The 25,207-nt window shown below is 57.0% G+C and carries 22 protein-coding genes; 7 read left to right on the forward strand and 15 right to left on the reverse strand.

Going from position 1 to position 25,207, the window contains the following annotated elements:
• Positions 1-265: 265 nt before the first annotated feature.
• Both L881_RS12620 and L881_RS0101515 read left to right on the forward strand, forming a co-directional pair.
• A complete protein-coding gene (locus L881_RS12620) occupies positions 266-1,441 on the forward strand; it encodes a cation diffusion facilitator family transporter (protein ID WP_025731957.1) in 1,176 nt (391 codons plus the stop codon).
• A 61-nt stretch (positions 1,442-1,502) separates the two neighbouring features.
• Complete coding sequence (locus L881_RS0101515; protein ID WP_025731958.1) at positions 1,503-1,778, forward strand: hypothetical protein; 276 nt, start codon at positions 1,503-1,505, stop codon at positions 1,776-1,778.
• Positions 1,779-1,927: 149 nt separating this feature from the next.
• Here L881_RS0101515 and L881_RS14020 read toward each other — a convergent pair whose 3' ends face one another.
• Complete coding sequence (locus L881_RS14020; RefSeq protein ID WP_281172164.1) at positions 1,928-2,422, reverse strand: pilin; 495 nt, start codon at positions 2,420-2,422, stop codon at positions 1,928-1,930.
• 134 nt (positions 2,423-2,556) lie between these two features.
• Here L881_RS14020 and L881_RS13315 point away from each other — a divergent pair, with 134 nt between their 5' ends.
• The 4 genes from L881_RS13315 (at position 2,557) to yacG (ending at position 6,151) form a co-directional block, all read left to right on the forward strand.
• Positions 2,557-4,011 carry a GspE/PulE family protein gene (locus L881_RS13315; protein WP_051464760.1) on the forward strand — a complete coding sequence of 485 codons (1,455 nt, stop codon included), beginning with the start codon at positions 2,557-2,559 and terminating at the stop codon, positions 4,009-4,011.
• Positions 4,001-5,194: a type II secretion system F family protein gene (locus L881_RS0101530; RefSeq protein ID WP_084055358.1), complete on the forward strand. Its 1,194-nt coding sequence runs from the start codon at positions 4,001-4,003 to the stop codon at positions 5,192-5,194. The genes L881_RS13315 and L881_RS0101530 overlap by 11 nt, the downstream gene beginning before the upstream one ends.
• Before the next feature lie 25 nt (positions 5,195-5,219).
• Entirely contained in the window at positions 5,220-5,825 is a 606-nt protein-coding gene (gene coaE / locus L881_RS0101535) for a dephospho-CoA kinase (protein ID WP_025731962.1), read from the forward strand.
• A gap of 98 nt (positions 5,826-5,923) precedes the next feature.
• On the forward strand, positions 5,924-6,151 hold the full coding sequence (gene yacG / locus L881_RS0101540) for a DNA gyrase inhibitor YacG (protein ID WP_025731963.1): 228 nt from the start codon (positions 5,924-5,926) through the stop codon (positions 6,149-6,151).
• Between the two features lie 125 nt (positions 6,152-6,276).
• On the opposite strand, the gene L881_RS0101545 is transcribed toward yacG, so the two are convergent.
• From L881_RS0101545 to L881_RS13320, 4 genes are all read right to left on the reverse strand, one after another.
• Positions 6,277-7,284, reverse strand: coding sequence for a Nudix family hydrolase (locus L881_RS0101545; RefSeq protein ID WP_025731964.1), 1,008 nt, complete (start codon positions 7,282-7,284; stop codon positions 6,277-6,279).
• A 156-nt stretch (positions 7,285-7,440) separates the two neighbouring features.
• Positions 7,441-8,649 (reverse strand): bifunctional glutamate N-acetyltransferase/amino-acid acetyltransferase ArgJ, encoded by a 1,209-nt coding sequence (gene argJ / locus L881_RS0101550; protein ID WP_025731965.1) that lies wholly within the window; start codon positions 8,647-8,649, stop codon positions 7,441-7,443.
• Positions 8,650-8,754: 105 nt separating this feature from the next.
• Positions 8,755-11,496 (reverse strand): preprotein translocase subunit SecA, encoded by a 2,742-nt coding sequence (gene secA / locus L881_RS0101560; protein ID WP_025731966.1) that lies wholly within the window; start codon positions 11,494-11,496, stop codon positions 8,755-8,757.
• Between the two features lie 99 nt (positions 11,497-11,595).
• Positions 11,596-11,958 (reverse strand): hypothetical protein, encoded by a 363-nt coding sequence (locus tag L881_RS13320; RefSeq protein WP_025731967.1) that lies wholly within the window; start codon positions 11,956-11,958, stop codon positions 11,596-11,598.
• A 98-nt stretch (positions 11,959-12,056) separates the two neighbouring features.
• Here L881_RS13320 and L881_RS0101570 point away from each other — a divergent pair, with 98 nt between their 5' ends.
• Entirely contained in the window at positions 12,057-12,551 is a 495-nt protein-coding gene (locus tag L881_RS0101570) for a DciA family protein (protein WP_025731968.1), read from the forward strand.
• 87 nt (positions 12,552-12,638) lie between these two features.
• Here L881_RS0101570 and lpxC read toward each other — a convergent pair whose 3' ends face one another.
• The 10 genes from lpxC to L881_RS0101620 all read right to left on the reverse strand — a co-directional run bounded on the left by lpxC (position 12,639) and on the right by L881_RS0101620 (position 25,207).
• Entirely contained in the window at positions 12,639-13,547 is a 909-nt protein-coding gene (gene lpxC / locus L881_RS0101575; RefSeq protein ID WP_025731969.1) for a UDP-3-O-acyl-N-acetylglucosamine deacetylase, read from the reverse strand.
• A gap of 210 nt (positions 13,548-13,757) precedes the next feature.
• Positions 13,758-14,960 (reverse strand): cell division protein FtsZ, encoded by a 1,203-nt coding sequence (gene ftsZ, locus L881_RS0101580; protein WP_025731970.1) that lies wholly within the window; start codon positions 14,958-14,960, stop codon positions 13,758-13,760.
• A gap of 34 nt (positions 14,961-14,994) precedes the next feature.
• On the reverse strand, positions 14,995-16,302 hold the full coding sequence (ftsA, locus tag L881_RS0101585; protein ID WP_025731971.1) for a cell division protein FtsA: 1,308 nt from the start codon (positions 16,300-16,302) through the stop codon (positions 14,995-14,997).
• A 418-nt stretch (positions 16,303-16,720) separates the two neighbouring features.
• The gene (locus L881_RS0101590) at positions 16,721-17,431 is read right to left on the reverse strand and encodes a cell division protein FtsQ/DivIB (protein WP_025731972.1); all 711 of its coding nucleotides are present in this window, start codon (positions 17,429-17,431) and stop codon (positions 16,721-16,723) included.
• Positions 17,432-17,455: 24 nt separating this feature from the next.
• Positions 17,456-18,919 carry a UDP-N-acetylmuramate--L-alanine ligase gene (murC, locus tag L881_RS0101595; protein ID WP_051464775.1) on the reverse strand — a complete coding sequence of 488 codons (1,464 nt, stop codon included), beginning with the start codon at positions 18,917-18,919 and terminating at the stop codon, positions 17,456-17,458.
• Positions 18,920-18,923: 4 nt separating this feature from the next.
• A complete protein-coding gene (gene murG / locus L881_RS0101600; RefSeq protein WP_025731974.1) occupies positions 18,924-20,018 on the reverse strand; it encodes an undecaprenyldiphospho-muramoylpentapeptide beta-N-acetylglucosaminyltransferase in 1,095 nt (364 codons plus the stop codon).
• Positions 20,011-21,225 carry a putative lipid II flippase FtsW gene (ftsW, locus tag L881_RS0101605; RefSeq protein WP_025731975.1) on the reverse strand — a complete coding sequence of 405 codons (1,215 nt, stop codon included), beginning with the start codon at positions 21,223-21,225 and terminating at the stop codon, positions 20,011-20,013. Before ftsW ends, murG begins: the two co-directional genes overlap by 8 nt.
• Before the next feature lie 2 nt (positions 21,226-21,227).
• Positions 21,228-22,604, reverse strand: a complete 1,377-nt coding sequence (gene murD, locus L881_RS0101610) for a UDP-N-acetylmuramoyl-L-alanine--D-glutamate ligase (RefSeq protein ID WP_025731976.1) — start codon at positions 22,602-22,604, stop codon at positions 21,228-21,230.
• A gap of 10 nt (positions 22,605-22,614) precedes the next feature.
• Positions 22,615-23,697, reverse strand: coding sequence for a phospho-N-acetylmuramoyl-pentapeptide-transferase (mraY, locus tag L881_RS0101615; RefSeq protein WP_025731978.1), 1,083 nt, complete (start codon positions 23,695-23,697; stop codon positions 22,615-22,617).
• Positions 23,698-23,833: 136 nt separating this feature from the next.
• Entirely contained in the window at positions 23,834-25,207 is a 1,374-nt protein-coding gene (locus L881_RS0101620; protein ID WP_034578152.1) for a UDP-N-acetylmuramoyl-tripeptide--D-alanyl-D-alanine ligase, read from the reverse strand.

Genomic DNA, 25,207 nt, shown 5'->3' on the forward strand with positions numbered 1-25,207 from the left:
CCGCGTCAGTGTACAGCGCCGCGCACACCTTTTCGAATACTGAATAAAACAACCTTCTTCCTTGCCCAGTACTGGCAAGATCATGCCAAACAGGCGCCTGTAATCTGACGAAAATGGCTTGCACCACCGGTTTTTAGCGTCCTCCAGCCATTTCTTCGATAGGCACGATAGTGTTGTGACGTGACAGCGCTGCTCCATCACCACGGTTGCGCTTCCCTTTATAGTAGCCGACACTTGCGCCTTGTTTACCGACCAGTACCCCACCATGTCGCACCCCAGTATCTCTCCCCGCTCCCAGCAGCGCGAAGCCCAGCGCGTCAATCTGGCTACCGTTTTTACCGATGCGCTGCTTGCGCTTATAAAGCTGGTAGTAGGTTCGCTCACCTTTTCAAACGCCCTGATTGCCGACGGTATCCACTCTCTTGCGGATCTGTTGACCGATATTATCGTCATGGGCGCTACCCATTTTGGGCGGCGCGCGCCGGATCACGACCACCCTTATGGTCACGGGCGTATCGAAACCATGGCGAGCCTGTGGCTCGGCGTAGTGCTGTCAGTGGTTGCAGGTGCCATCATCTGGGAGAGCGTGCAGCAGCTCTGGTTAGGAGAGAGCGCCCATTACGCCAGCATCTGGGCGGTAGCGGCCACCATTGTGGCGCTGGTGGCGAAAGAAGCGCTGTTTCACTGGACCATGCGCATCGCCAAACGTCAGCAATCACCACTACTGGAAGCCAGCGCCTGGCATTCGCGCTCTGATTCACTCTCATCGCTGATCGTACTGGTAGGGCTGGTGGGTACCTGGTTCGGCCTGTTCTGGCTGGATTCTGTAGCAGCGCTGCTGGTCGCTCTGCTGGTGGCCAAAATCGGCTTCGATACGCTATGGCAAGCGGGCCGCGAGCTGATTGATACCGGTCTGCCGGAAGATCAGTTGGCAGAGTTGCGCGCCTGTGCCAACAACATACCGGACCTCAAGGGGCTGCACGACCTGCGCGCCCGGCGTATCGGTGGCGATATTTCGCTGGACGTGCACTTGCAGGTGGAGTCCGATATTTCCGTGACTGAAGCTCATGAGATCGGCATGGCATTTACGGCACGCCTGCGCCAGCAGCGTGACTGCCTGCGCGATATCACCTTCCACATTGATTATGAAAATGACGCCGCAGAAGAGTGGGGAGTAACGACGCGACTCATGCCGCTGCGCAGCGAAATCACCGCCCTGCTCGATCACTGCTGGAAAGAGCTTCCCTGCTGGCGCGAGCATATCCACCTGGGGCTGCAATACCGGCGTCTGCCTGGGGAGCCGACTCGCCGCATTGATCTGGATATTTACCTTCCCGAAGAGACACCTGCCACACCTTCCGACACCCTGCGCACGCTGGCAGGCAGCCCCTCATGGCTGGGCGATATTCGGCTCTGGCATGCAAATGACCAAACGCAGTAGAGCACACCGCCGCTTGCTCCTGTAAGCTGGCTCAATCTTCACTTATCCGGGATGACGTGACATGAACACTACCTCTGCTCTCCAGCAGTCTCGCACCATCAATGAATTGCGTTCATTCATCAAGAAGCTGCTGTACGACTCCTCTATTCTGGATACATCGCTTGCCATAGCGCGCGAGCATAGTGGTGAAAAGGATGCCGCCGAGCGTATCGCTGAAGCGATTACTGCGCGTACCAGTATCAACATTCCTGCGCAGCGCCAGCAGCAGTCGGCGGGAGATGTGCTTTTCCTTGAACTGTTGAAAGAAGTCGTCGAAGAAGAACAGGGCCTTTATTAAGAACCTGTTCAACGTCTCGTGAGCAAGCGCGATGCAAGGCAAAAACAGGCGAGGAAGCGGAGTTTACGCGTTGTAAATGCGCAAGCCGAGCCTGTTTTAACGACGCGCAGCAGATGTTGAGCAGGCTCCAGGACCCTGCTCAGGTTTTATCAGCCTGACACCGACTGGCACCCTACCGGCAACAGCTCCTCACTCAGCGCTGCGGAAGCGCTACACTGCCACTTTTGATCGGCCTCATTACTGGGCATTAACGCGAGCCAGGCACCCTCGCCTATATAGCGCGAGGCGCCCTTGCCGAAGGTATAGCGCAACGTGCCCGCCGCATCGACCTGCCACTCCCCGTAGGTATCAGTAGCGGCACTGCCTTCAACCCCCAAGGCTGCCATCGAGGGCGTAACGCCGCGCAACAGCAGATCTTCCACATTGACCTGCTGCCCTCTCAACACCATATGCGCCGATGATACTTGCGACTGCGCTACATAGCGCTGATAGCGCGGTATTGCCACCGCAGCAAGCACACCGATGATGGCGATTACCGCCATCATTTCCAGCAGCGTAAAACCGGCATCATCACATTGAGAACGCCGCCGTTTGAATTGATGATGCCCCACCGCCAATGCCGCCATTCGAGATGCAATGCTCATTCTGTTTTCCCCTGTGAAGTGAACACTCTCTGATCGGCAGGTCGGGCACCTTCCTTTAGCCTCAAGAAATCGCGTGTGCCGCCGATGAGGAAAATGCTTTTCCTCCATCAACCGGTATTCGCAAGGGGCTTATCATGAACCTGGCTCTGGTATCCGCGCCTGACAATAGCGCTACAGGTAGTACCAACATAGCGCCCGCGAACACTGCACCAACGCGACCGGTATTGCCCCACATTGATCTCGCCTCGTTACCACGGCACGGATTACCCACTGCTTTACTGGTGCGCCTCAATGTGCTGCCGCTGGAGTTCACAGATCACCAGTTGAACGTTGCCATTCCTGAAAACGCATCCGGCGCACTGATCCAACAGCTCAGTATTGCCTGCGGCTGCGATATCGAGGCGATAACGGTGCCAGAAGAGCTGCTTGCTCCCTGGATCACCTCCTACGCCGCGCTTGTTTCGGGCGACGCACCTGTTACTGATGAAAGCGCCTCCATTGATACCGTATTGCGGGATCTGGCAGCGAGCTGCTGCTACCGCCACGGTTCGGATATTCATATGGAACCAGCGCCCGATGGCTATCACGTCAGGCTACGTATTGATGGCATTCTCCAGCCGCTGGCACAGCTTCCCGTGGGTCAAGGACAACGATGCGTAATGCGTCTGAAGCTATTGGCAGGACTCGATGTCGGTGAACAGCGCCTCCCACAGGATGGCGCCCTCAATATCACTCTCGATGATGGCGAGCGCGCCTCCTTCCGCCTCGCGACGCTGCCTACCGTTGACGGCGAAAAGGTCACGCTGCGCTTGATTAACTCGCCCTCTCGCCAGCTCAGCATTACCGAACTCGGCATGTCACCGGAACAGTTGCAGCTACTGACGCAGGCGCTGCACTCAAGCCGTGGCCTGATTCTGGTTTGCGGGCCTACCGGCAGCGGCAAAACGGTCACGCTGTACAGCGCGCTCATGCATATCGACCGCCATCATCGCCATGTGGTCAGTGCTGAACATCCGGTTGAGCATCGCCTTCCCGGCGTTCAACAGGTGCAGGTAGAGCCTCGTATCGGCCTCGACTTCGCGACGGTGCTACGAGCGTTTTTACGTCAGGACCCTGACGTCATGATGATCGGTGAGATTCGCGATGCTGAAAGTGCTGAGATTACCCTCAAGGCTGCTCAAACCGGCCATCTGGTGCTGGCAACCGTGCATGCAACCAACGCTGGCGCATGCTGGTCACGCATGCGGCAACTGGGAATTGCTGAAGAGGATCTTCACGAATGCGTGAAGCTGATCATCTCGCAGCGGCTTGTTCCCGCACTATGTCGGCACTGCCGTCGGCCCGCTGATGCGCGCACCAAAATGAAGATTGCCCAACAGTTGCAGCCACCAATAGCAGCACTGGCCCCTGCCACTGCCACCGGTTGCCAACACTGTCATGATGGCATTCAAGGGCGATTGGGCATTTTCGAGTGTGCGTCTCCTCCCTTTACCGCGACTTACAGCGATATGGGGCCGCTGTACCAGGCGGGGCTTGTGAAAGCCGCTCAGGGATTAATCGACGTTCAGGCGCTCTCTCATGTCATCTGAGCAAGCACGCCTTCGCCCGCACGCCAATAAGGTATGGCGCTGGCAAGCAATCTCTGAAGACGGCACGACCTTAAAGGGGCGAATAGCCGCCCCCTCCAGACAAGAAGCGATGCAGCGCCTCTCTCGCCAATATCACTGGATAACAGACGTCAAACGGTCGTATCGGCAAAGGCGCACTCGCAATAATGCAAGTTGCTGGGCACAGCGCCTGACAACACTGAGCCAGTTACTGGCAGCGGGAATTGGATTAAGCGAAGCACTACAACAGCAGGCACAGGCCGCCGTCAGCGATCAGGAGTTTTTATTCTGGGATAGTCTGGTGGAGCGCATCACCTCTGGCATGCCCCTCTCTACTGCGCTGGAACATGCAGGCATCGCAACCACACTGGTGCTGGCCGGGCCGCTTGTATCACTCGCTGAACAGAGCGGTGGACTGACTCATACGCTGGCAAATTTGGCGAGTCAGCTCGAAAAACGTCTGGCATTGCAGCAGCGGTTGATCGCTCCGGCACGCTATCCCGCATTAATTGCCCTGGTCAGCATTTTCATGATGGTCGCGATGATGATCTACATCGTGCCGGTATTTCGCGACCTGTATGGCAATGAGAGCAGCGCGCTACCGCTTCCCACCAGCGTGCTGTTTTCGCTCTCGGCACTGCTGCACAATCACACCCTGCTGCTGCTGATACTGCTGTTTGCCACACTGGTGCCGAGCATCGTGGCCTGGCGCAAACGCAGACACTGGCTACATCGGCTCCCCTGGGCGGGCAGGATGGTGCGCTCGGCGGCACGAATTGAACTGCTCGACAGCCTGGCACTGGGCCAGCGCAGCAATATTGGTCTCGATGTTACTCTGTCACGTCTCGGCACCCACTACCACGGCATTGCCGTCGGGAAGATCCTGACCCGGTTGAACCTGGGGTTTAGCATCACCGAGAGCATTCGAGACAGCGGTGGCTTCTCGCCTCACACCTTGAGCATCATTGCCAATGGCACCCGCTGCGGTCAGTTGGCGTCCGCCTTCGAACACGCCGCGCTACTGGAACAGCGCCAGTTGGAACGACAGCTTGGAAGGGTGGAGCTACTCATCGAACCGGTCATGATGTTAGCCTTGACGCTGGGGCTAGGCGCTATTGTTGTGGCGCTGTACCTGCCCATTTTCGACCTGGGCCAGCGACTATAGCTTCATCACCGAATCAGGAAACAACATGCTAACGATTGGTCTGACTGGCGGCATCGCTTCGGGCAAGAGCCTGGTCGCTCACTACTTTGAAGGCTATGGCATTGGCTGTGTCGATGCCGATCAGGTAGCGCGCGAGGTAGTAAAACCGGGCCAGCCGCTGCTGGCGCTAATAGCCGAGCATTTCGGCAACGAGGTGCTGGAAAGCAGCGGTGCCCTCAACCGGCGCGAGCTGCGCCGCCTGATCTTTGCCTCCCCCGAACAGCGCCGATGGCTGGAAGCGCGTATGCATCCGGTAATCCGCAAGCGTCTCTTTGAGCAGCTGGATACGCTGACCGGCCCCTACCGTTTAATGATGGTGCCGCTGTTATTGGAATCCGAACACTATGCAGCCAGAGCAGACCGGATACTGGTGGTCGATGTCGATGAGCAGACCCAGATTGATCGGGTCACTGCCCGCGACGGCGGAAGTGAACAGCAGGCAGAGGCCATTATTGCTGCGCAAATGCCGCGCGCAGAGCGTCTTGCGCATGCGGACGACATCATAGATAACAGCGCGGGGCGACACTCTCTTCAACAGCAAATTGCTGATCTTCACGCCACCTATTGCGCGCTCGCCAACGGCAGGCAGTGATTGTTTCAGCCTGATATCATGGCGGCATAGTAGCGCCAGCGAGCTATCGCTTCCGTACCATGTTTTCCGTACCGTGTTTTCATCAGCAGGAGAGACAAATGGCTGCCAGCAAGGCACCGTTACAGGTCAAATGTCCGCAATGCGGCACTCAGGTGGTCTGGAATGAAGAACAGAGTCCCTACAGACCCTTTTGTTCAAAGCGCTGCCGCTTGATTGATTTGGGCGAATGGGCCAGCGAAGGACATCGCATTCCCGGAGAGCCAGCGATGGATGAAACGGATATCGACGCGCTAGTGGCGCGCCTTGAACGAGGTGAACAGCAGTAGCACTTTCTTCCTTCTGCCCCTGCTGTTCACTTCTACCGTGCTGATGCACATGGCTTACACCACAAGCACGCTCGGTTCCATTCCCCCCACCTATGCGGCCTGCCTCGACAGGCCGCTTTTGCACGCTATTGTGCGGGCAGGAAAGCCGAGATCGCCGCAATGCCTTGCGCCCCGATGGCGCGGGCACGGTCGATATCGTTCAGGGCCATACCGCCAATGGCAAATACCGGGATGTTAATGTCATCCAGGCGGCGCTGTAGCCCATTCCAGTAAATGGCGTCAGCGTCGGGGTGACTGGCGCTGGGAAGTACCGTACCCAACACCGCGAAGTCGCACTCAATCGCTTCCGCATGCTCAAGCGCTGCGCTGCTGTGAGCTGAAGCTCCCTGCCAACGGTTGGCAGGCAAGACCCGCTGGGAACAGCCAAGCAGCTGCGCTTCTGTGAGCTGTACACCGGCCAGATTATGCTGCTCGACCAGGGTGCTCAGCGCTTCGATATCGCACAGATGATGGCCAATCACCAGCTTCGCTCCCGCGTTGGCAGCAAGCTCGGCGGCTACCGGTACGCGCGCCTGATACTCATCAGCGCTCAAACTGCTGGCACGCAGCCGTACCAGTTCTGGTGAGTGCTCAGCCAGCGAAGCCTCGAACCTTTCACGAAAACGGGCATCGTCCTTTTCATCTTCGGTCACCATCAGCGCGTGAGGCAGCATAACTGCCTTGACCACTGCATCATTGGCAGAAGGAAAGTGATAACGCGCCAGCTCCACATGCGGCACCCAGCGCACCACCTGTCCTTCTGCACCGTAGGGGTCGCCGCTGAAGTCACGCACTTCCCAAACATCAAGCAGAATGCGCTTATCACTGTATTCATGCGTGACCTTGATCAGCGGGCTTGCTCGATGCACCTGAATACCCAGCTCTTCCTGAAGCTCACGCTTGAGGGCTTCCAGGCTGGTTTCATGAGCGTGCAATTTCCCCCCGGGAAACTCCCATAATCCGCCCTGATCGACGTAGGAGGGCCGGCGTGAAAGAAAAACGCGATCGTCGCCGTTATAGATCACCGCTGCTACGACGTGCAGACGCCGTTTGGGAACCACAAATTGTTCAGAAGTAGTGTGCCCGCGTTTCATTGATCAGAGATCCCCCGGGACCGAATAATCATTGCCATGCGCAGAGATAGGATGCCCCCGCTGTACATCATGCCTTTCACAGTAACTGCCTATTATCAATAACGCTGTATTCACCGCGACGCTGCTACGCCGCGAGAACTGCTCGTGCTGATACCCTTAACTGCGGTAGTCAGCGTTAATGCTTACATACTCATGGGAGAGATCGGAGGTCCACACCCGCTCGCGCTCACTGCCGCGCGCCAGGCTCACCACAATCTCGATATCTTCCCTGGCAACAGCCGCGCTGCCAGCCTCTTCGCTGTACTCTTCAGCGCGAGCGCCATTGCGTGCGATCGTCACACCATTCAGCGCAATACTGACCTGATTGACATCAAGATCGTCAATACCGGCTTTTCCTACTGCCATCAGCAGCCTTCCCCAGTTGGCATCACTGGCGTAGAGCGCTGTTTTCACCAGCGGTGAGTGAGCGATGCTGTACGCCACCGTCAGCGCTTCGGCAGAAGAGGCTGCTTCACGCACATCCACGGTGATGAACTTGGTAGCCCCCTCTCCATCACGAATAATCGCCTGGGCCAGCTCAAGCATTACCTCTTGCAAGGCATCGCGGAACAGCCGCTCATCTTCCGCCGTGATGACCGCACCACTGGTGCCGGTAGCCGCCAGCATGCAGGCATCGTTGGTGGAAGTATCGGAATCGACGGTAATGCGATTAAACGAACGCTCCGTGGTATGCGTCAGCAAGCGTTGCAGCATCTCTTGCTCAATCGCGGCATCAGTAGCCACGAAGGCCAGCATGGTCGCCATATTGGGACAGATCATGCCGGAGCCTTTGCTGATGCCGTTGATGGTAACTTGCTGCCCACCGATCTCGATGGAACGAGTAGCTCCCTTGGGACGCGTATCGGTGGTTAAAATTCCCCATCCCGCCTGCTCCCACTGGTCTGCTGCCAGTTGTTCAAAGGCCAGGGGAATAGCGGTAGTGATCTTGTCTACCGGCAACGGCTCACCAATAACCCCAGTGGAGAATGGCAGAACGCTGTTCGCTTCAAGCTGCGCCTGATGTGCAACTGCCGCAGTACAGGCGTGCGCCGCTTGCAGCCCCGCCTCACCCGTGCCCGCATTGGCATTACCGGTATTGATCAGCCAGTAGCGCGGCTGGGCGGTCGCGAGATGCTGTTTGGCAACACTGACAGGCGCTGCGCAAAACGCATTTTTGGTGAAGACGCCCGCCATGGTAGTGCCTTCAGCGAACTCGAACAGCACCAGATCGTTGCGGCCCGGCGTTTTGATACCCGCACTCGCGATGCCAATGGTGACACCTTCGAGCGCTGGCAAAGCAGGAAAACTGGAAGCTCCGGTAGCCATGATAGGGTCTCTGCTCCTCAACATATGGGGGGCTGACAGCATTACGCTGGCCGCCGCATGTGATCTGAATACGCCGCTTGAGTTTTCAAGCGGCGCAGGTGTGAATTAGCTCAAACGGCCATGACACTGCTTGTATTTCTTGCCGGAACCGCACGGGCAAGGATCATTGCGCCCTACCTTGGGTTCTTCGCGCTTCACCGTGGCAGGCGCTGACTGAGCCACCTCTTCACCACTGGCAAGCGCCGATTCGTCCAGCGCTACTTCGCTGATATCACTCTCATGGGTTTCAGACGCAGCAGCCTGCTCACGCTCCAGGGCAGCCCGACGCTCACGCTCGAACTCATCAATCTCTTCTTCGCGGCGCACCTGAACATGGCTGAGCACTCGAATAACGTCACTCTTGATGCTCGCCAGCAGCGATTCAAACAGGTAAAACGCTTCGCGTTTATATTCCTGCTTGGGATTCTTCTGCGCATAGCCACGCAGGTGAATGCCCTTGCGCAGGTGATCCATCGACTGCAAGTGCTCTTTCCAGCGGCTATCGAGAATTTGCAGCATCACCTGGGTTTCAAAGCGATTCATCACTTCATCACTTAGCTGCTCGCGCTTCTCGGCAAACAGTTCGGCGTGCTCTTTCTGCAACTCTTCAAGCAGGGTCTCGGCAGCAAGGCCAGGCTGCTCTTCAAAGAGTGCGTGCAGATCTATTTCGAGATTGAAGTTTTCCTTGAGATCAACTTCCAACCCTTCGATATCCCACTGCTCTGCCAGCGTGCCTTCAGGAATATGACGCTGGAAGGCGGTATCCAGCACCTGACGACGAATATTGCGAATATTGTCCGCAATATCGGGGCTTTCAAGGATTTCATCGCGCTGGGTATACACCACCTGACGCTGGTCATTGGCAACATCATCGTATTCGAGCAGCTGCTTACGAATATCGAAGTTGCGCCCTTCCACTTTCTTCTGCGCGCGTTCAACGGCATTGGTTACCATACGGTGTTCGATGGCCTCACCACGCTCCAGCCCCAGTGCCGTCATCAGTCGCTGCACACGATCGGAACCGAACAGACGCATCAGGTTATCTTCCAGCGACAGGAAGAAACGGGTCGAGCCAGGATCACCCTGACGCCCGGAACGACCGCGCAGCTGGTTATCAATACGGCGCGATTCGTGACGCTCGGAGCCAATAACGTGCAGACCGCCCGCTTCTACCACAGCATCGTGACGCAGCTTCCAGGCCGCCTTGATCTCGGCAATTTGCGCATCGCTGGGATTTTCCAACTGAGCAACTTCAGCCTCCCAGTTACCTCCCAACAGAATGTCGGTACCACGGCCAGCCATATTGGTCGCGATGGTAACTGCTCCCGGCTGCCCTGCCTGGGCGATGATATGCGCTTCACTCTCGTGATGCTTGGCGTTCAGTACATTGTGCGGCACCTTCTGCTGGCGCAGCATCGCATCAAGCAGCTCGGAGCTTTCGATCGAAGCAGTACCGACCAGTACCGGACGATGGGCGGCGACCTGCTCCTTGATATCCTCGATGATCGCTTCGTACTTCTCCTGCGCACTCATATAGACCAGATCGTTATGATCCTTGCGCACCAGAGGCCGGTTGGTCGGGATCACCAGCACGTCGAGCTTGTAGATTTGCTGGAATTCGTAGGCTTCGGTATCGGCAGTACCGGTCATGCCGCCCAGTTTGTTGTAGAGGCGGAAATAGTTCTGGAAGGTAGTCGATGCCAGCGTTTGGCTCTCTTTCTGCACTTCCACGCCTTCCTTGGCTTCAACTGCCTGGTGCAGACCTTCCGACCAGCGCCGCCCCGGCATGGTACGACCGGTGTGCTCATCAACGATCACCACCTCGTTGTTGGCAACAATATAATCGACATCGCGGCTGTAGAGATGACGTGCTCTCAGCGCAGCATTGGCGTGATGCAGAAGGTTGAGGTTTTGCGCGGCATAGAGCGAATCATCGTCCTTGAGCAGGTCAGCGTCACGCATCATCTGCTCGATTTTCTGATGGCCCTGTTCGGTCAGCTCAATCTGTTTCTGCTTTTCATCAATGATGAAATCGCCGGTCTCGCTGTCTTCAGGATCGCTGCACGCCTGCATACCGCTGACCAGACGATCAATGCTCTGGTACATCTCGGTATTGTCTTCCGCCGGGCCAGAGATGATCAGCGGGGTACGCGCCTCATCAATCAGGATCGAGTCAACCTCATCAATCAAGGCAAAGTTAAGCTTGCGCTGCACCTTGTCTTCCAGAGAGAAGGCCATGTTGTCGCGCAGATAGTCGAAACCGTATTCGTTATTGGTGCCGTAGGTGATGTCCGCTGCGTAGGCATCACGTTTTTCATGCGGCAACTGGCCGGCAAAAATAACCCCGACACGCATGCCCAGGAACTCATACAGCGGACACATGATGGCAGCATCACGGCTCGCCAGATAATCGTTGACCGTGACCACATGCACGCCGTTGCCCGACAGCGCATTAAGATAAGTGGGCAGCGTACCTACCAGCGTTTTACCTTCACCGGTTTTCATCTCGCCAATGCGCCCTTCATGCAGCGCCATACCACCAATCAGCTGCACGTCGAAATGACGCATGCCCAGTACGCGCTTGCTGGCTTCACGCACCACCGCAAAGGCTTCGGGAAGCAACGCATCAAGGGTCTCGCCCTTCTCGATTCGCTGGCGGAACTCATCGCTCTTCGCTCGCAGCGCGGCGTCATCCAACCCTTCGAACTGTTGTTCGAGCGCGTTGATACGAGTGACCACTTTCTGCATGCGTTTGAGATCGCGCTCGTTCTTGCTGCCGAGCACCTTGCGGACTAGAGAAGTTAACATCGTGTCATCCTGTACTCGCTTGCTATCATCCACTGCGCGCAAGCGATCATTGTAGTGTGCGTATGATGCCCGACCATGCAGGGCACCAGGGAAGTTGGACTAGTGGCGGAAGACACCTGGCGGGCCACGACGCAGGAAACACCGCTGCCCCGTCGTCATGGCGATAAACAGTGCTTGTGGCAGTGCCACACAGCGCAGAATTACCTGTCCCAGATAAACCCGATGCGCGCGTCGCCCTTGTCGCACGCTGCGACGACGTGACACCGCACGAATGGTTTCAGGTACCTGGAAGGCGATACGCGAAAGCTCAGCCGTCATCAGCTCCAGTCGGTGTTGCATCAGCGCCGACGACATGGCGATGGGCAGCAGACAAGTCACCAACAGGCCAGTTAACAGCCAGCCATGACGGCGGCGGCTAAACGAAGGACGGTAACTTCTGTTGTGGGAAGCTGACTCTGACATGATAAATTATGCTGTATTCCCTGCTTGCAGCGCGTTGCGCGATATCAGGGGCAATAAGACATTACCTTGAGCATTTATAACGGGTTGATGATAGGCCGATGAGTATAAAGGTTAAGAAACGGAACGCACAGCCCGTCTCGCGTTTACTCGCGAATTCGTCCCGTTCCCAGGTGTCCCGCAGCGAACTTGCACCCCTGCTGAGCAAGGCTCAGGCGATTGCCAAAGCGCAGCAGCAGCTAGAAGAGCACCTGCCTGAAGAACTCAAGGGGCATGTGCTGGTGGGCGGTGTGACCGACGGCTGCCTGACCATTCTGACCGACCGCGCCGTCTGGCTTACCTGGCTGCGCTTTGAGCGGGCGCGCCTGCTGGCGCTACTGCGCTACCTGCCTGAGATGGCCAGTGTCAGTTCGCTCTCTTTCAAGGTAAGGCCGCTCAAACCAACCCACGTAGCCCCTCAACAGCGACGCTATCTATCGGCCTCCGCCGCTGAGCATATCAAGGAGTGCGCCGACTATACCGACGACCCTCAGCTCAAGGCAGCGTTGGCGCGCCTTGCTGCCCATACCACGACCGACAGTGACTCCAGTTGCTAGTGTTTGGGCTGAGCTATAAATACAAAATGCCGCTCATTGAGCGGCATTGTCTGGCCTGACGACAACATCCCGTTACTTTTCAGTGAATCAGGCGGTCGCAGGTGCCGAATAGTTGACAGGAGCTTCTTCGCCCTCTTCGAAGGTCGCAATTTCCCAGCATTCAGGGTGTTGCAGCAGACTGCGCACTAGCTTGTTATTAAGCCCATGACCTGACTTGTACCCATAAAATTCGCCAATCAGGCTATGGCCCAGTTGGTAGAGATCACCAATGGCATCAAGCACCTTATGACGCACAAACTCATCGTCATAGCGCAGCCCGTCTTCGTTAAGGATACGATATTCATCTACCACGATGGCGTTATCCAGGCTGCCACCCAGCGCCAGATTGCTGGAACGCATACGCTCAAGATCGCGCAGGAAGCCAAAGGTGCGTGCGCGACTCACTTCCTTAACGAAGGAGGTGGTTGAAAAATCGACTTCCATCTTCTGGCGCTGTGATGCAAATACCGGATGATCGAAATTGATTTCGAAGCTGACCTTGAAACCATCGTAAGGCAAAAAGCCGGCAGTTTTATCGCCATCTTCGACTTCGATCGGTTTGGTGATGCGAATGAATTTTTTCGCCGCTTGCTGCTCAACAATTCCCGCTGACTGAAGCAGGAAGACGAAGGGACCAGCGCTGCCGTCCATGATAGGAATCTCTGCGGCACTCACCTCAACGTAAGCGTTATCAACCCCCAGACCCGCAAGCGCTGACATCAAGTGCTCAACCGTCGCAACCCGAGCATCACCTTCGGCAACAGCGGTACACAGCATGGTGTCATGCACACGCTCAGGGTGTGCAGGAATCTGAACCTGTGGAGAGAGGTCGGTACGAACAAATACAATGCCCGTGTCGACGGGTGCCGGGCGCAAGGTCAGATACACCTTTTTTCCCGAGTGCAGCCCCACTCCAGTGGCGCGAATGATGTTTTTGAGGGTACGTTGGCGAATCATGACTACCTGTCATTCAAAAAGCGGGATGATACCCATTCAGCTTATCAGCTTGCGCAAACGTCTACAACGAACGGTGTTCGAAAAACCAGACCACTACTTGTTTAACCCGGGTTAAGCGGCTATCCATTACACCCGCTAAGTGACATAAAGACGAAAACGCCGATGCGGGCACTGGCACACATCGGCGTTTTCATGTCATCGCTACTGCGATTAATCAGCCTGGCGACGCAAGAAGGCCGGTATATCAAGGTAATCGTCAAGATCACGAGACTTGGCAGCGGCGTTGCCACGACGCTCGCTGAACCGCTCATCACGATCTCGGTCGCGATCACGCTCACGAGCAGCTACGGAAGGACGGCCACCACTAGGCTGCTGAAGCTTGCGGTAATCGCTGTCACTACGCGCAGTACGCGCTTCGTGCTCAGCCGCACGCCCTGCACCTACCGGCGTGCGAGCATCTTCAAGACCTGCAGCCACCACCGTGACACGCAGTTCGTCGGACATATCCATATCAATGGAGGAGCCCACGACCACGGTAGCATCTTCGGAGGCGAATTCCTGAACCGCGATACCCACTTCGTTGAACTCACCAATGGCAAGATCAGGACCAGCAGTAATGTTAACGAGAATACCGCGCGCGCCGTTAAGATTCACATCTTCAAGCAGCGGCGAGCGGATTGCTTTCTCGGCAGCCTCGCGAGCGCGATTCTCGCCCGTCGCGGTGCCAGTACCCATCATCGCCATGCCCATTTCTGACATCACGGTGCGCACATCGGCAAAGTCGACGTTGATCAGGCCCGGGCTGGTAATCAGCTCAGCAATACCCTGCACAGCGCCCAGCAATACATCGTTGGCAGCACTGAATGCAGTCAGCAGGCTGGCGTTCTTGCCCAGCACTGTCAGCAGTTTTTCATTCGGAATGGTAATCAGAGAGTCAACATGCTCTGACAGCTCTTTCATACCCTCTTCTGCGGCGCGCTGACGCTTGGGCCCTTCGAAGGGGAACGGACGCGTTACGACTGCAACGGTCAGGATTCCCAGTTCCTTGGCCACCTGGGCAACAACAGGTGCACCACCGGTACCGGTACCGCCCCCCATTCCCGCAGTGATAAATACCATATCGGCGCCTTCAAGCAGTTCCGCAATACGATCGCGATCCTCTTGCGCCGCCTGGCGTCCTACCTCGGGGTTGGCACCTGCACCAAGCCCTTTGGTGATTTCAGTACCCAACTGAAGCACTGTTTTTGCAGCAACTCGTTTCAGGGCCTGCGCATCGGTGTTCGCGCAGATGAATTCAACCCCTTCGATACTACTCTCAACCATATGGTTGACAGCGTTGCCACCTCCGCCGCCAACGCCGATCACTTTGATGACCGCATTGTTGGATGGCGCATTGTCAACTAATTCAAACATAAGCCCCGTCTCCCTAAACCGCTATGCGGTCTTTTCAAAAATTGCCCTTGATCCAGCCGCGAATTCTATCAATGGCAGATGGCAACGAGTTACCGATAGAGCGAGTTCCTCGTTCGGAATAACTGCGATGGGACTGCCCCTCACCGCGTCCGACGTTCTTCTCGAACGAAGCCTCGTCGTAACCCTGCTGAGGGTGGCGCAGCCCATACAACAGCAGCCCCACCCCAGTGGAATAGATAGGATTGCGCACCACATCGGCCAGGCCACGCACGTTCTGTGGTACTGCAATACGGACTGGCATGTGGAAAATCTCTTCTGCCAGTTCGGTGACGCCTTCCATGCGAGAAGTACCACCTGTCAACACGATACCGGCAGCTACCAAATCTTCGTAGCCGCTGCGGCGAAGTTCCTCACGCACAAGGGTAAAAAGTTCTTCATAACGTGGTTCGACTACCTGTGCCAGTTCCTGGCGAGAAAGCTCACGAGGAGCCCTTTCGCCGACACCCGGCACACGAATGATGTCATCACTTGCGGCCAGCTGCGTCAACGCACAGGCATACTTCACCTTGATATCCTCAGCGTACTGCGTAGGTGTGCGCAGCGCCATGGCAATATCGTTGGTTACCTGATCACCGGCGATGGGTATAACCGCTGTATGTCGAATGGCACCTTCCGTGAACACCGCCATATCGGTGGTGCCACCACCGATATCTACCATGCAGACACCCAGCTCACGCTCATCGTCCGTCAGGACTGCGTAGCTGGATGCGAGCTGCTCAAGAATGATGTCGTCTACTTCAAGGCCGCAGCGACGTACACACTTTTCGATGTTCTGCACTGCATTAAGTGCGGCAGTGACAAGATGGACTCTCGCTTCGAGTCTGACTCCCGACATACCCAATGGTTCACGAATCCCTTCCTGGGAATCAATCGCATACTCCTGCGGCAGCACGTGAAGGATACGCTGACCTTCCGAAACAGCACGAGCACGCGCGGAGTCGATTACACGCTCAATATCGTAGGGAGTGACTTCACGCTCCTTGATCGCCACAACGCCGTCTGAATTCATTGAGCTGATGTGGCTACCCGCGATACCAACGAATACCGAATGGATATCGCACCCTGCCATCAGTTCAGCTTCTTCGATGGCGCGCTGAATCGACTGCACGGTGGACTCGATATTAATCACGACGCCTTTCTTCATCCCATGGGAAGGATGGGAACCAATACCGGCGATTTCGATACCACCATCGTCTGTTGGCTGACCGACAATGGCGACGACTTTGGATGTTCCAATATCCAGACCGACCACCATGTTGGAAGCGTTGGAATGTCCAGCCATATGTCGGCGTTACTCCCTGTAAAATTTCGTAACTAAAATTGAACCAAGATGACCATTGCGTAAACACGCCGATAAACCGGTACCAGCCACTCGTTATTAAACGTTATCAAACTTGCCCGGGGAACGGCGTGCGAGCCAGGCGAGTGAAACCGCATAAGCAGCTGGCACCTTCGTGCCGCGCCTCGTTCAGGGCGCCACTGGCATCCCCTCGCGGCACGATGGCCCTAAAACACATCTTACATGAGCGTATTGCGGTTTGAAAATACTTTTATTGCAAATAAAAAGAAATAGCCCCTCGTGCGACGAAAGACTATCCCTTTATTTAAGCCACCCTTTACGTTAGGGCGAACTTAATTATCTACAAATTTTATTTTTACTGCTAATTAAGCATGTTAATAAACAGCACTATCAATATAAATCAAGGTGCATGTGTTTCACCGTGCCAGCCAACGGCAAGACCATTGGGATAACGCAAATCAACATAGCGAATATTATTGGCATCCTTCGATAGCGCTCGCTGCCAGGCCACTATAAAGCGCTGTACGCGCACGTCGAGATCGCCTCTTCCCGGTACAACCCAGAAGTTGTTGTTCACCTGGAAACGCCAAGCCCCGCGGGCCTCAAGGCGCACCTGGGTAACCGTCATGCCGAGCGGTTTAAGGCGTTTTTCGAGACTGCGATAAAAGCCCAGCACATCAGCACCACGCTCATCAGGACCAGCCAAATAAGGCATATCATCAGACAGGTTGCCACTATTAAGCACCTGGAATGATTCACCCTTATCGTTCAATAAATAGTTATCGTTCCACCAGGCTACCGGCCGCTGTTCCTGTAGTTCAAATTTCAACCCACGGGGCCAGACGCGAGTAATGCGCGCCTCATCCACCCATGGGATTTGCAACGCTTGCTCACGCAAGGCATTCAGATTAACCGACAGCCAATGCTGCCCGGTCACATTGCGGGAGAGCTGACGACTGAGATCGGCGCTATGGATGTACTTGAATTGACCATCCACCTGCACCGACTGAATCGGTTGATCGAGCCAGAACCACAGCACTCGCCCGCCTGCGCCCAGCACCACGACAATCAGCACCACACCGAGCAGACGGTTAAACAGACTATTGGGCATTAGGTTTCTCGCAATTCACGTCGATTACAGCTCCACATGCTTGAGATCGAGCTTGCTACGTGCCAGTGCAAGACTGATCGAGCCGACATCACCCGCGCCCTGAGTAATCAAGATGTCACCGTCACGCAATACTCGTTCCAGCATGTCGGGCAGTGCGGCCTTCTCTTCAACGAATAGCGGATCCAATTGCCCGCGCTGTCTGATCGAGCGCGCCAGTGAATGACTGTCGGCACCGCTGATAGGCGCTTCCCCCGCCGAGTAGATATCCAGCAGCAGCAGCGTATCAACGCCTGAGAGCACACGCACGAATTCATCGTAAAGTTCGGCGGTGCGGCTATAGCGATGCGGCTGATAGACCATCACCAGACGTCGCTCCGGCCAGCCCTGGCGAATCCCCTGAATCACCATCTCGACTTCACGCGGGTGGTGGCCGTAGTCATCGACCAGCATGATCTCCCCTGCCCCATCAGCGAGTGCGAAATTGCCATGGACCTGAAAGCGCCGCCCTACTCCCGCAAAGCTTGCCAGCGCACGCTGGATATCCTCATCGGCTACTCCAGCATCCGTCGCGATCGCGATGGCGGCCATCGCATTCAGCGCGTTATGACGCCCCGGCATGGCGAGAACCACTTCAAGGGAAGGCAAACCGTTGGGGCGTACCGCATCAAAGTGTATCTCGCTGGCAAACTGACGGAAGTTTTCGATACGGAAGTCAGCATCTTCGGCAAAGCCGTAGGTCACAAACTGGCGATGGATACGCGGCAGCAGCTCACGCACGGTGCTGTCATCAATGCACACCACCGCCTGACCATAAAAGGGCAGGTTATGCAGGAAGGAGATGAAAGCGTCCTGCAAGCGTGCAAAATCACCTTCATAGGTAGCCATGTGATCAGCATCTATATTGGTGATGATCGAGCTCATCGGCTGAAGGTGCAGGAAGGAAGCATCCGACTCATCGGCCTCGGCCACCAGATACTCGCCCTCTCCGAGCCGCGCATTGGTGCCGGCACTGGTCAGAAGGCCCCCAATCACAAAGGTAGGATCAAGGCCGCCTTCTGCCAGCAGCGTTGCCACCAGACTAGTGGTGGTGGTCTTGCCGTGAGTACCGGCGACCGCGATGCCATTGCGGAAGCGCATCAGCTCCGCCAGCATCTCTGCACGTCGCACAATAGGAATACGGCGCTCACGCGCATACTCTATCTCGGGGTTGGTCGGATCAATGGCGCTCGATACCACGATCACATCCGCCCCTGCGGCATTCTCGCGCTGATGACCGATAGCTACCGAAATTCCCAGTTGAGCCAGGTGGCGGGTTACCGACGAGCGACGCTGGTCGCTGCCGCTGACCTCAAACTCAAGGTTGTGCAGCACTTCGGCGATTCCGCACATTCCCGAGCCTCCGATGCCCACGAAATGGATGCGGCGAATTCTTCCAGTGCTACTGCGCGAGAGAAATTGCGGACGTTTTTCCGCGCGCAGCGCGTTCAATTCTTCATTTTTCAATGGCTATCTCCATACACCCATTGGCCATCTGTTCCATTGAGCCAGGCCGCGCACGTCCCTGTGCAGCGGCGGCCATCCGATGCAGGCGTTGCGGATCAAGCAGATCAACGATTTCTCTGGCCAGACGCTCGGCACTCATCTCGGACTGCGGCAGCAGCACTGCTGCATCATGATCACTCAGGTCACGCGCATTAACAGTCTGGTGGTCATCTACCGCATGAGGGAAAGGCACCAGAATCGACGGCTTGGCAGCCGCCGCCAGCTCTGCCACGGTCAATGCTCCCGAACGGCACACGACCAGATCGGCCCATTCGTAGGCTTGCGCGACATCATCAATAAATTCACTACAGAATGCTTCTACCGACGCCTTTTCATAAGCGGCGCGAGTCGCTTCCAGCTTGTTGCGCCCCGCCTGATGACGCACTTCGGGGCGCTGTTCCAGCGGTAATGTTGCCAGCGCGGGAGCCACCGTCTCGTTAAGCGCCACTGCGCCCAGCGAGCCACCCATCACCAGCAGGCGCACGCGCCGCGCTTGCAGCTCTTCGATACTGCGCACATGGTGGCCCACTTCAGCAACTTCCGCACGCACCGGGTTACCAATCACTTCAGCATGGCGCGAAGCAGGAAAAGCCCCAGGAAAGGCGGCGTACACTCGGGTAGCGAAACGGGCCAGCGTGGAATTGGTCATTCCAGCCACCGCGTTCTGTTCATGAATCACCAGCGGCGTGCCGGTCAATTTCGCTGCCAGTCCGCCAGGGCCACTGGCAAAACCGCCCAGCCCGATTACCAGCGATGGCTGCACCTGCCTGATAATCGCGCGCGCCTGAGCCACTGCCCGCGACAGACGCCACGGCAGCTTCAGCCAACCAGCGGCACCATTGCCCCGCAGTCCACTGATCGCAATGCGATGAAGCGGGATACCGGCCTGAGGCACCAGTTCGTTCTCGATACCGCGCGGCGACCCCAGCCAATGAATTTCAACACCACGCGAAGCCAGCTCGCGAGCCAGCGTCAGTGCGGGAATCACATGGCCTCCGGTGCCGCCCGCCATAATCAGCATACGCATGGGTGCTTGTTCAGACATGGTGGTCTCCCCCGCTGAAAGGACGGTGATCATCGCGCTCGCGCCGCTTTCGCCCCTGACGCGAGGCATTGAGGAAGGCGCGGGTTTCACCATCGACACGCAGCAATAGCCCCACCATGACGCCCGAGATCAACATGCTCGATCCGCCGTAACTGACCAGCGGCAGCGTTAGCCCTTTGGTGGGCAGCATACCGGTGTTCACCGCCAGATTGATAAATGCCTGAGCGCCGAAAATAACGGCAAGGCCGTAGCAGACGAAGGCCGAAAACAAACGGCCGGTCAATTCAGCCGTGCGCCCGATGCGAAAGGCGCGGTATACCAGAATGGCAAACAGCACCACAACGCCGACTGCCCCGATAAGCCCCAACTCTTCAGCAAGCACTGAGTACACGAAGTCGGTGTGTGCCTCGGGGAGGAAGAACAGCTTCTGAATACTGTTACCAAGCCCTGTGCCGGTCCAGCCGCCGCGCCCGAAGGCGATCAATGCCTGAGTCAGCTGATAACCGCTCGCGTACTGGTTGGCCCAGGGATCAAGGTAGCTGGTAATACGCTGCACGCGATAAGGCTCAGCAAAGGCGACAAAGACGCCTAGCACAATCACCCCGCCCGATAGCAGAGCGAAGCGCCACAGCTTCACCCCAGCCATCAACAACATACCCATCGCCGCGGACAGCACTACGACCGTTGAGCCATAGTCAGGCTCCATGATCAAGAGCACCCCCTGAAGAAACACCAGCAGCAGCGGTAGACCAAAGCCGCCCCAGGTATTTCTTACCCGCTCGATATGGCGAACCATATAGCCCGCCAGATAGACCACCAGACAGATCTTGGCGACCTCTGACGACTGCAAATTGATAATGCCCAAGGGTATCCAGCGTCGCGCACCGTTAACCGAATGCCCCATCACCGGTGTCACAACCAGCAGTATCAGCCCCACCAAAAAGAAGGTAGGGCCATTGGCACGCCACCATGACATGGGCACTCGCATCACCACCATGCAGGCGATAAAGCCGAGCACGATATAGATACCGTGGCGAATACTGTAATAGTACGGATTGCCAGTGGAACTGGCCGCCACTTCGGTGGATGCGGAAGTCACCATCACCCACCCGAGTGCCGCCAGCGTCAGCGCCGCCAGCATCAGCCATCCATCAAGGAGCTGATCGCGGGTTGAAAAGCGGTGTTCCAGCCGTGAAAGAAGACTCATCGTCACTCCTTGACCGCGTGGGCGCTGGGTTCGCCCTGACGCTCAAACCACGCGCGGAAGGCATCGCCCCGCGCTTCGTAATTGGCAAATTGATCGAGACTGGCACAGGCAGGCGACAGCAGCACGGCATCACCAGCCTGTGCCAGCTCAGCGCCTCTTGCGAGCGCTTCCTCCATGGTAGCGAAACGCTGACATGCCACGGCGTGCCCAAGGGCTGCCTCCAGCAGTGCCGCATCGCGTCCGAACAGCAGCGCAGCCTTGGCATGTGCTGCCAGCGCTGGCGCCAGAGGAGAGAAATCCGCCCCTTTGCCCACACCGCCGCCCAGCCAGATAATCCTGCCCGTGAGAGTAGCGGCAATACCTTCAATGGCCGCCAGACTAGCTCCCACGTTGGTGCCTTTTGAATCATTGATGTAACGCACGCCAGCGTGCTCACCCATCACCTCGACACGGTGCGGCAAACCGTTGAAGCGCTGCACGGCTGTCAGCACCGCCTCACGCGGCCAGCCCATTGCCACACTGATCGCCAGCGCAGCCAGCACATTCGCGACATTGTGAATACCCGCCACGCGCAGGGCGGAGGCCGCCAGCCAGGGCTGATCGCCCTGACACAGCCAGGATTCACCGTTATGCACGGCAATCCCCCACTGGTCAGCCGCGGGCGCTCCGATGCCAAAGGTGTGCGTGGGCAGCGTTACCTGCGGCCAGGTGACGCTGTCATCGCGATTGACCACAGCGCACTGCGCACCTTCAAAAATGCGCTGCTTGGCCGCCTGATAGCCCGCCATATCACCATGTCGATCCAGATGGTCTTCACTGAGATTCAAAAAGCACGCTACTTCGGGTGCCAGTTGCTCCACCATTTCCAGCTGGAAGGAAGAGAGTTCGAGCACATAAAGATCGTGCCCCTGCTCCAGAAGCGTTAGTGCAGGCGTACCCAGATTGCCGCCAACGCCGGCATCAACGCCACAGCAGCGCGCGATATCGCCCACCAGTGTTGTAACGGTCGACTTGGCGTTGGAGCCGGTAATCGCAATCACTTTGGCGTTATGAGGCAGCGCACGCTTGAATAGCGTCAGCTCCCCGATCAGCCGCTCCCGTACGTCCTCAAAGACCGCCTGCTGAGGGTTAACCCCAGGGCTTATCACCACTTCGCGGGCAGCACTCATGTCGATCAGGGCCAAATCGCCACAATGGAGCGGCACCTCGCCAAATTCGCGCCTAAACTGCACCGCCCCCGCAGGCTGCTCGCGGCTGTCGGCCATGACAAAGGCGATCCCGTGGCGCTTTAAATGTCGCGCGATCGCAAGACCAGACACACCTAGCCCGACCACCAGCAGATGGTCGGACGGTACGTGGAAGGTACATCCTTCAGCCATTCAATACGCCTCAGCGGAATTTAAGCGTTGCCAGGCCAACCAGCACCAGCACGAAGGTGATAATCCAAAAACGCACGATAACGCGAGGCTCGGGCCAGCCTTTCAGCTCGAAATGGTGATGCAAGGGCGCCATGCGGAAGATACGTTTTCCGGTCAGCTTGTAAGACCCCACTTGCAGAATCACCGAGACCGTTTCGGCCACGAAGATGCCGCCCATGATCACCAGCACAATCTCCTGGCGCACAATCACGGCCATGATGCCAAGCGCAGCGCCCAGCGACAGCGAGCCTACATCCCCCATGAACACCTGCGCGGGATAGGTGTTGAACCACAGGAAGCCAAGCCCGGCCCCCACAATGGCCGCAGCAAAGATACACAGCTCATTGGCCCCATTGATGAAGGGAATATGCAGATAATCAGCGAATACGGCATTCCCGCTGGCGAAGGCGAAAATACTCAGCCCCAGCGTTACCAGCACGGTCGGCATGATAGCCAGTCCATCGAGACCATCGGTCAGGTTCACTGCGTTGGAGCTGCCCACAATCACGAAGTAGGTGAAGACGATATAGAAAAGCCCCAGGGGAATCGCATAATGCTTCAGCAGCGGAATAATCAAGGCCGTTTCAGCAGGCGTTTGCGCATGCAGGTAAAGCACAATGCCCGCCACCAGCGCTATGACCGATTGCCAGAAATACTTCCAGCGCGCCGGCAGACCGCGCGAGTTCTTCTCGACCACCTTGCGATAATCATCGACCCAGCCGACCACGCCCATGCCCAGGGTCACCAGCAGCACTACCCACAGATAGAGGTTACTCAGGCTGCCCCACAGCAGCGTGGTCACGGCAATCGAGATCAGGATCATGCCGCCGCCCATGGTGGGAGTACCCGCCTTGGAGAGATGCGACTCAGGACCGTCCTGACGCACCGACTGTCCTATCTGACCGTCAATCAGGCGGCGAATAAACCAGGGCCCCACCACCATGGAAGTGACCAGCGCCGTCAGCGCACCCAGTACCATTCGAGTGGTGGTATATCCAAACACGTTAAAGGCTGAAGAGAAGTGAGACAGCCATTCCGTCAGAAGTAGAAGCATTTACTCAATCACAATGTTGTTAGTTGGCCGAACAGCATCATTCGGCGAAAACAGCCGCTGTCAGTGCTGCACAACGGACTGTCCATCAATCTTCCTGTCGTTAGGCTATGACGCCTGGACAGACTCTACTGACACCTTATTCGGCAAAATGCTCAACCGCTCGTTCCATCAAGGTGCTGCGCGACCCTTTGATCAGCACGGAAGCATTGGCAGGAAGCTTCTCATCAGCTGCTGCCAGAAACGCTTCCCAGTCATCAAAACACTCGCCACCAAAGGCGTGGGCCGCCGCAGTGGCAGACTCGCCATAAGCGATCAGGCCATCAATGCCAAGCGCTTTGGCATAGTGACCAATCGCAGCATGCTGTGCAGCGCTCTGCTCACCGAGTTCACCCATTGCCCCCAGCAGACACCAGCGCGGCCCAGGCTGTAGCGCCAGCGTCTCAAGCGCCGCACGAAAAGCCCCAGGGTTGGCATTATAGGTGTCATCCAGCAGCGTTCTGGCGCACTTGCCGCGCCGCAGCGCCATGCGCCCACCCACCGAGGCTACTCGCTCCAGGCCGCGCACAATCACGTTAGGAGCAACACCCAATGCGCTCGTTGCCGCCGCTGCCGCCAGCGCATTACGCACGTTATGTTCGCCCAGCAGCGCAAGAGACACCGTCCCGGCATCAGCATCGCCGAGCTGAAGCTCAAAATGGTAGCGACCGTGGGCATCATGCCCAACATTGCGTGGGTGTGCATAGGCAGCGGAGGATATGCCGAAGTCGCGAATGCACTCTTCACCACCGCGCAGTATCGCCAGACGACGCCATAGTGGGTAAAAGGTATCGTCGCGGTTCAGTACCGCGATTCCACCTTCCGCCAGACCGGAGAGAATCTCCGCCTTGGCCTGCGCAATACGCGCAAGGCCGCCAAATTCTCCCATATGGGCACCGGTCACATTGGTGATAACCGCTACCTGCGGCTGTACCAACGGCGCGGTCCACGAAATTTCACCTACATGGTTAGCGCCCAGCTCGACCACGCCCCACTGATGCTGCGCCTGAAGCCGACACAGTGTGAGGGGTACTCCGACGTAGCTATTAAGATTGCCGTGGGTAGCCACGACCTGCTCCTCGGAAGATGCCTCTTCGAGAATGGCCTTGATCATCTCCTTGACGGTGGTCTTGCCGCTATTGCCGGTGACAGCCGACAGCGAGCCGCCCCACTGCTGGCGCACGCTGCCGCCCAACAGCCCGAGCGCCAGGCGGGTATCCTTGACCACCAACTGACGCCCTATGGCGGCTGGCACCTGAACGCTTATATCGTGATCGACCACCACTGCTGCCGCACCAGCTTCCAGCGCTGTCGCTACAAAGAGATGGCCATCCATTGCTTCGCCGCGCATGGCAAAAAACAGGTCGCCTTGTGCTACGGCACGGCTGTCGGTGCGCGGCGCAACAAACGGTTGATCAGTGCCTTCAAACTGGGCGCCCATGGCGTCAGCGGCTGCCTTCAAGGACGTTATCAT

It is taken from the genome of Carnimonas nigrificans ATCC BAA-78 (assembly GCF_000526695.1).
Classification (GTDB): domain Bacteria; phylum Pseudomonadota; class Gammaproteobacteria; order Pseudomonadales; family Halomonadaceae; genus Carnimonas; species Carnimonas nigrificans.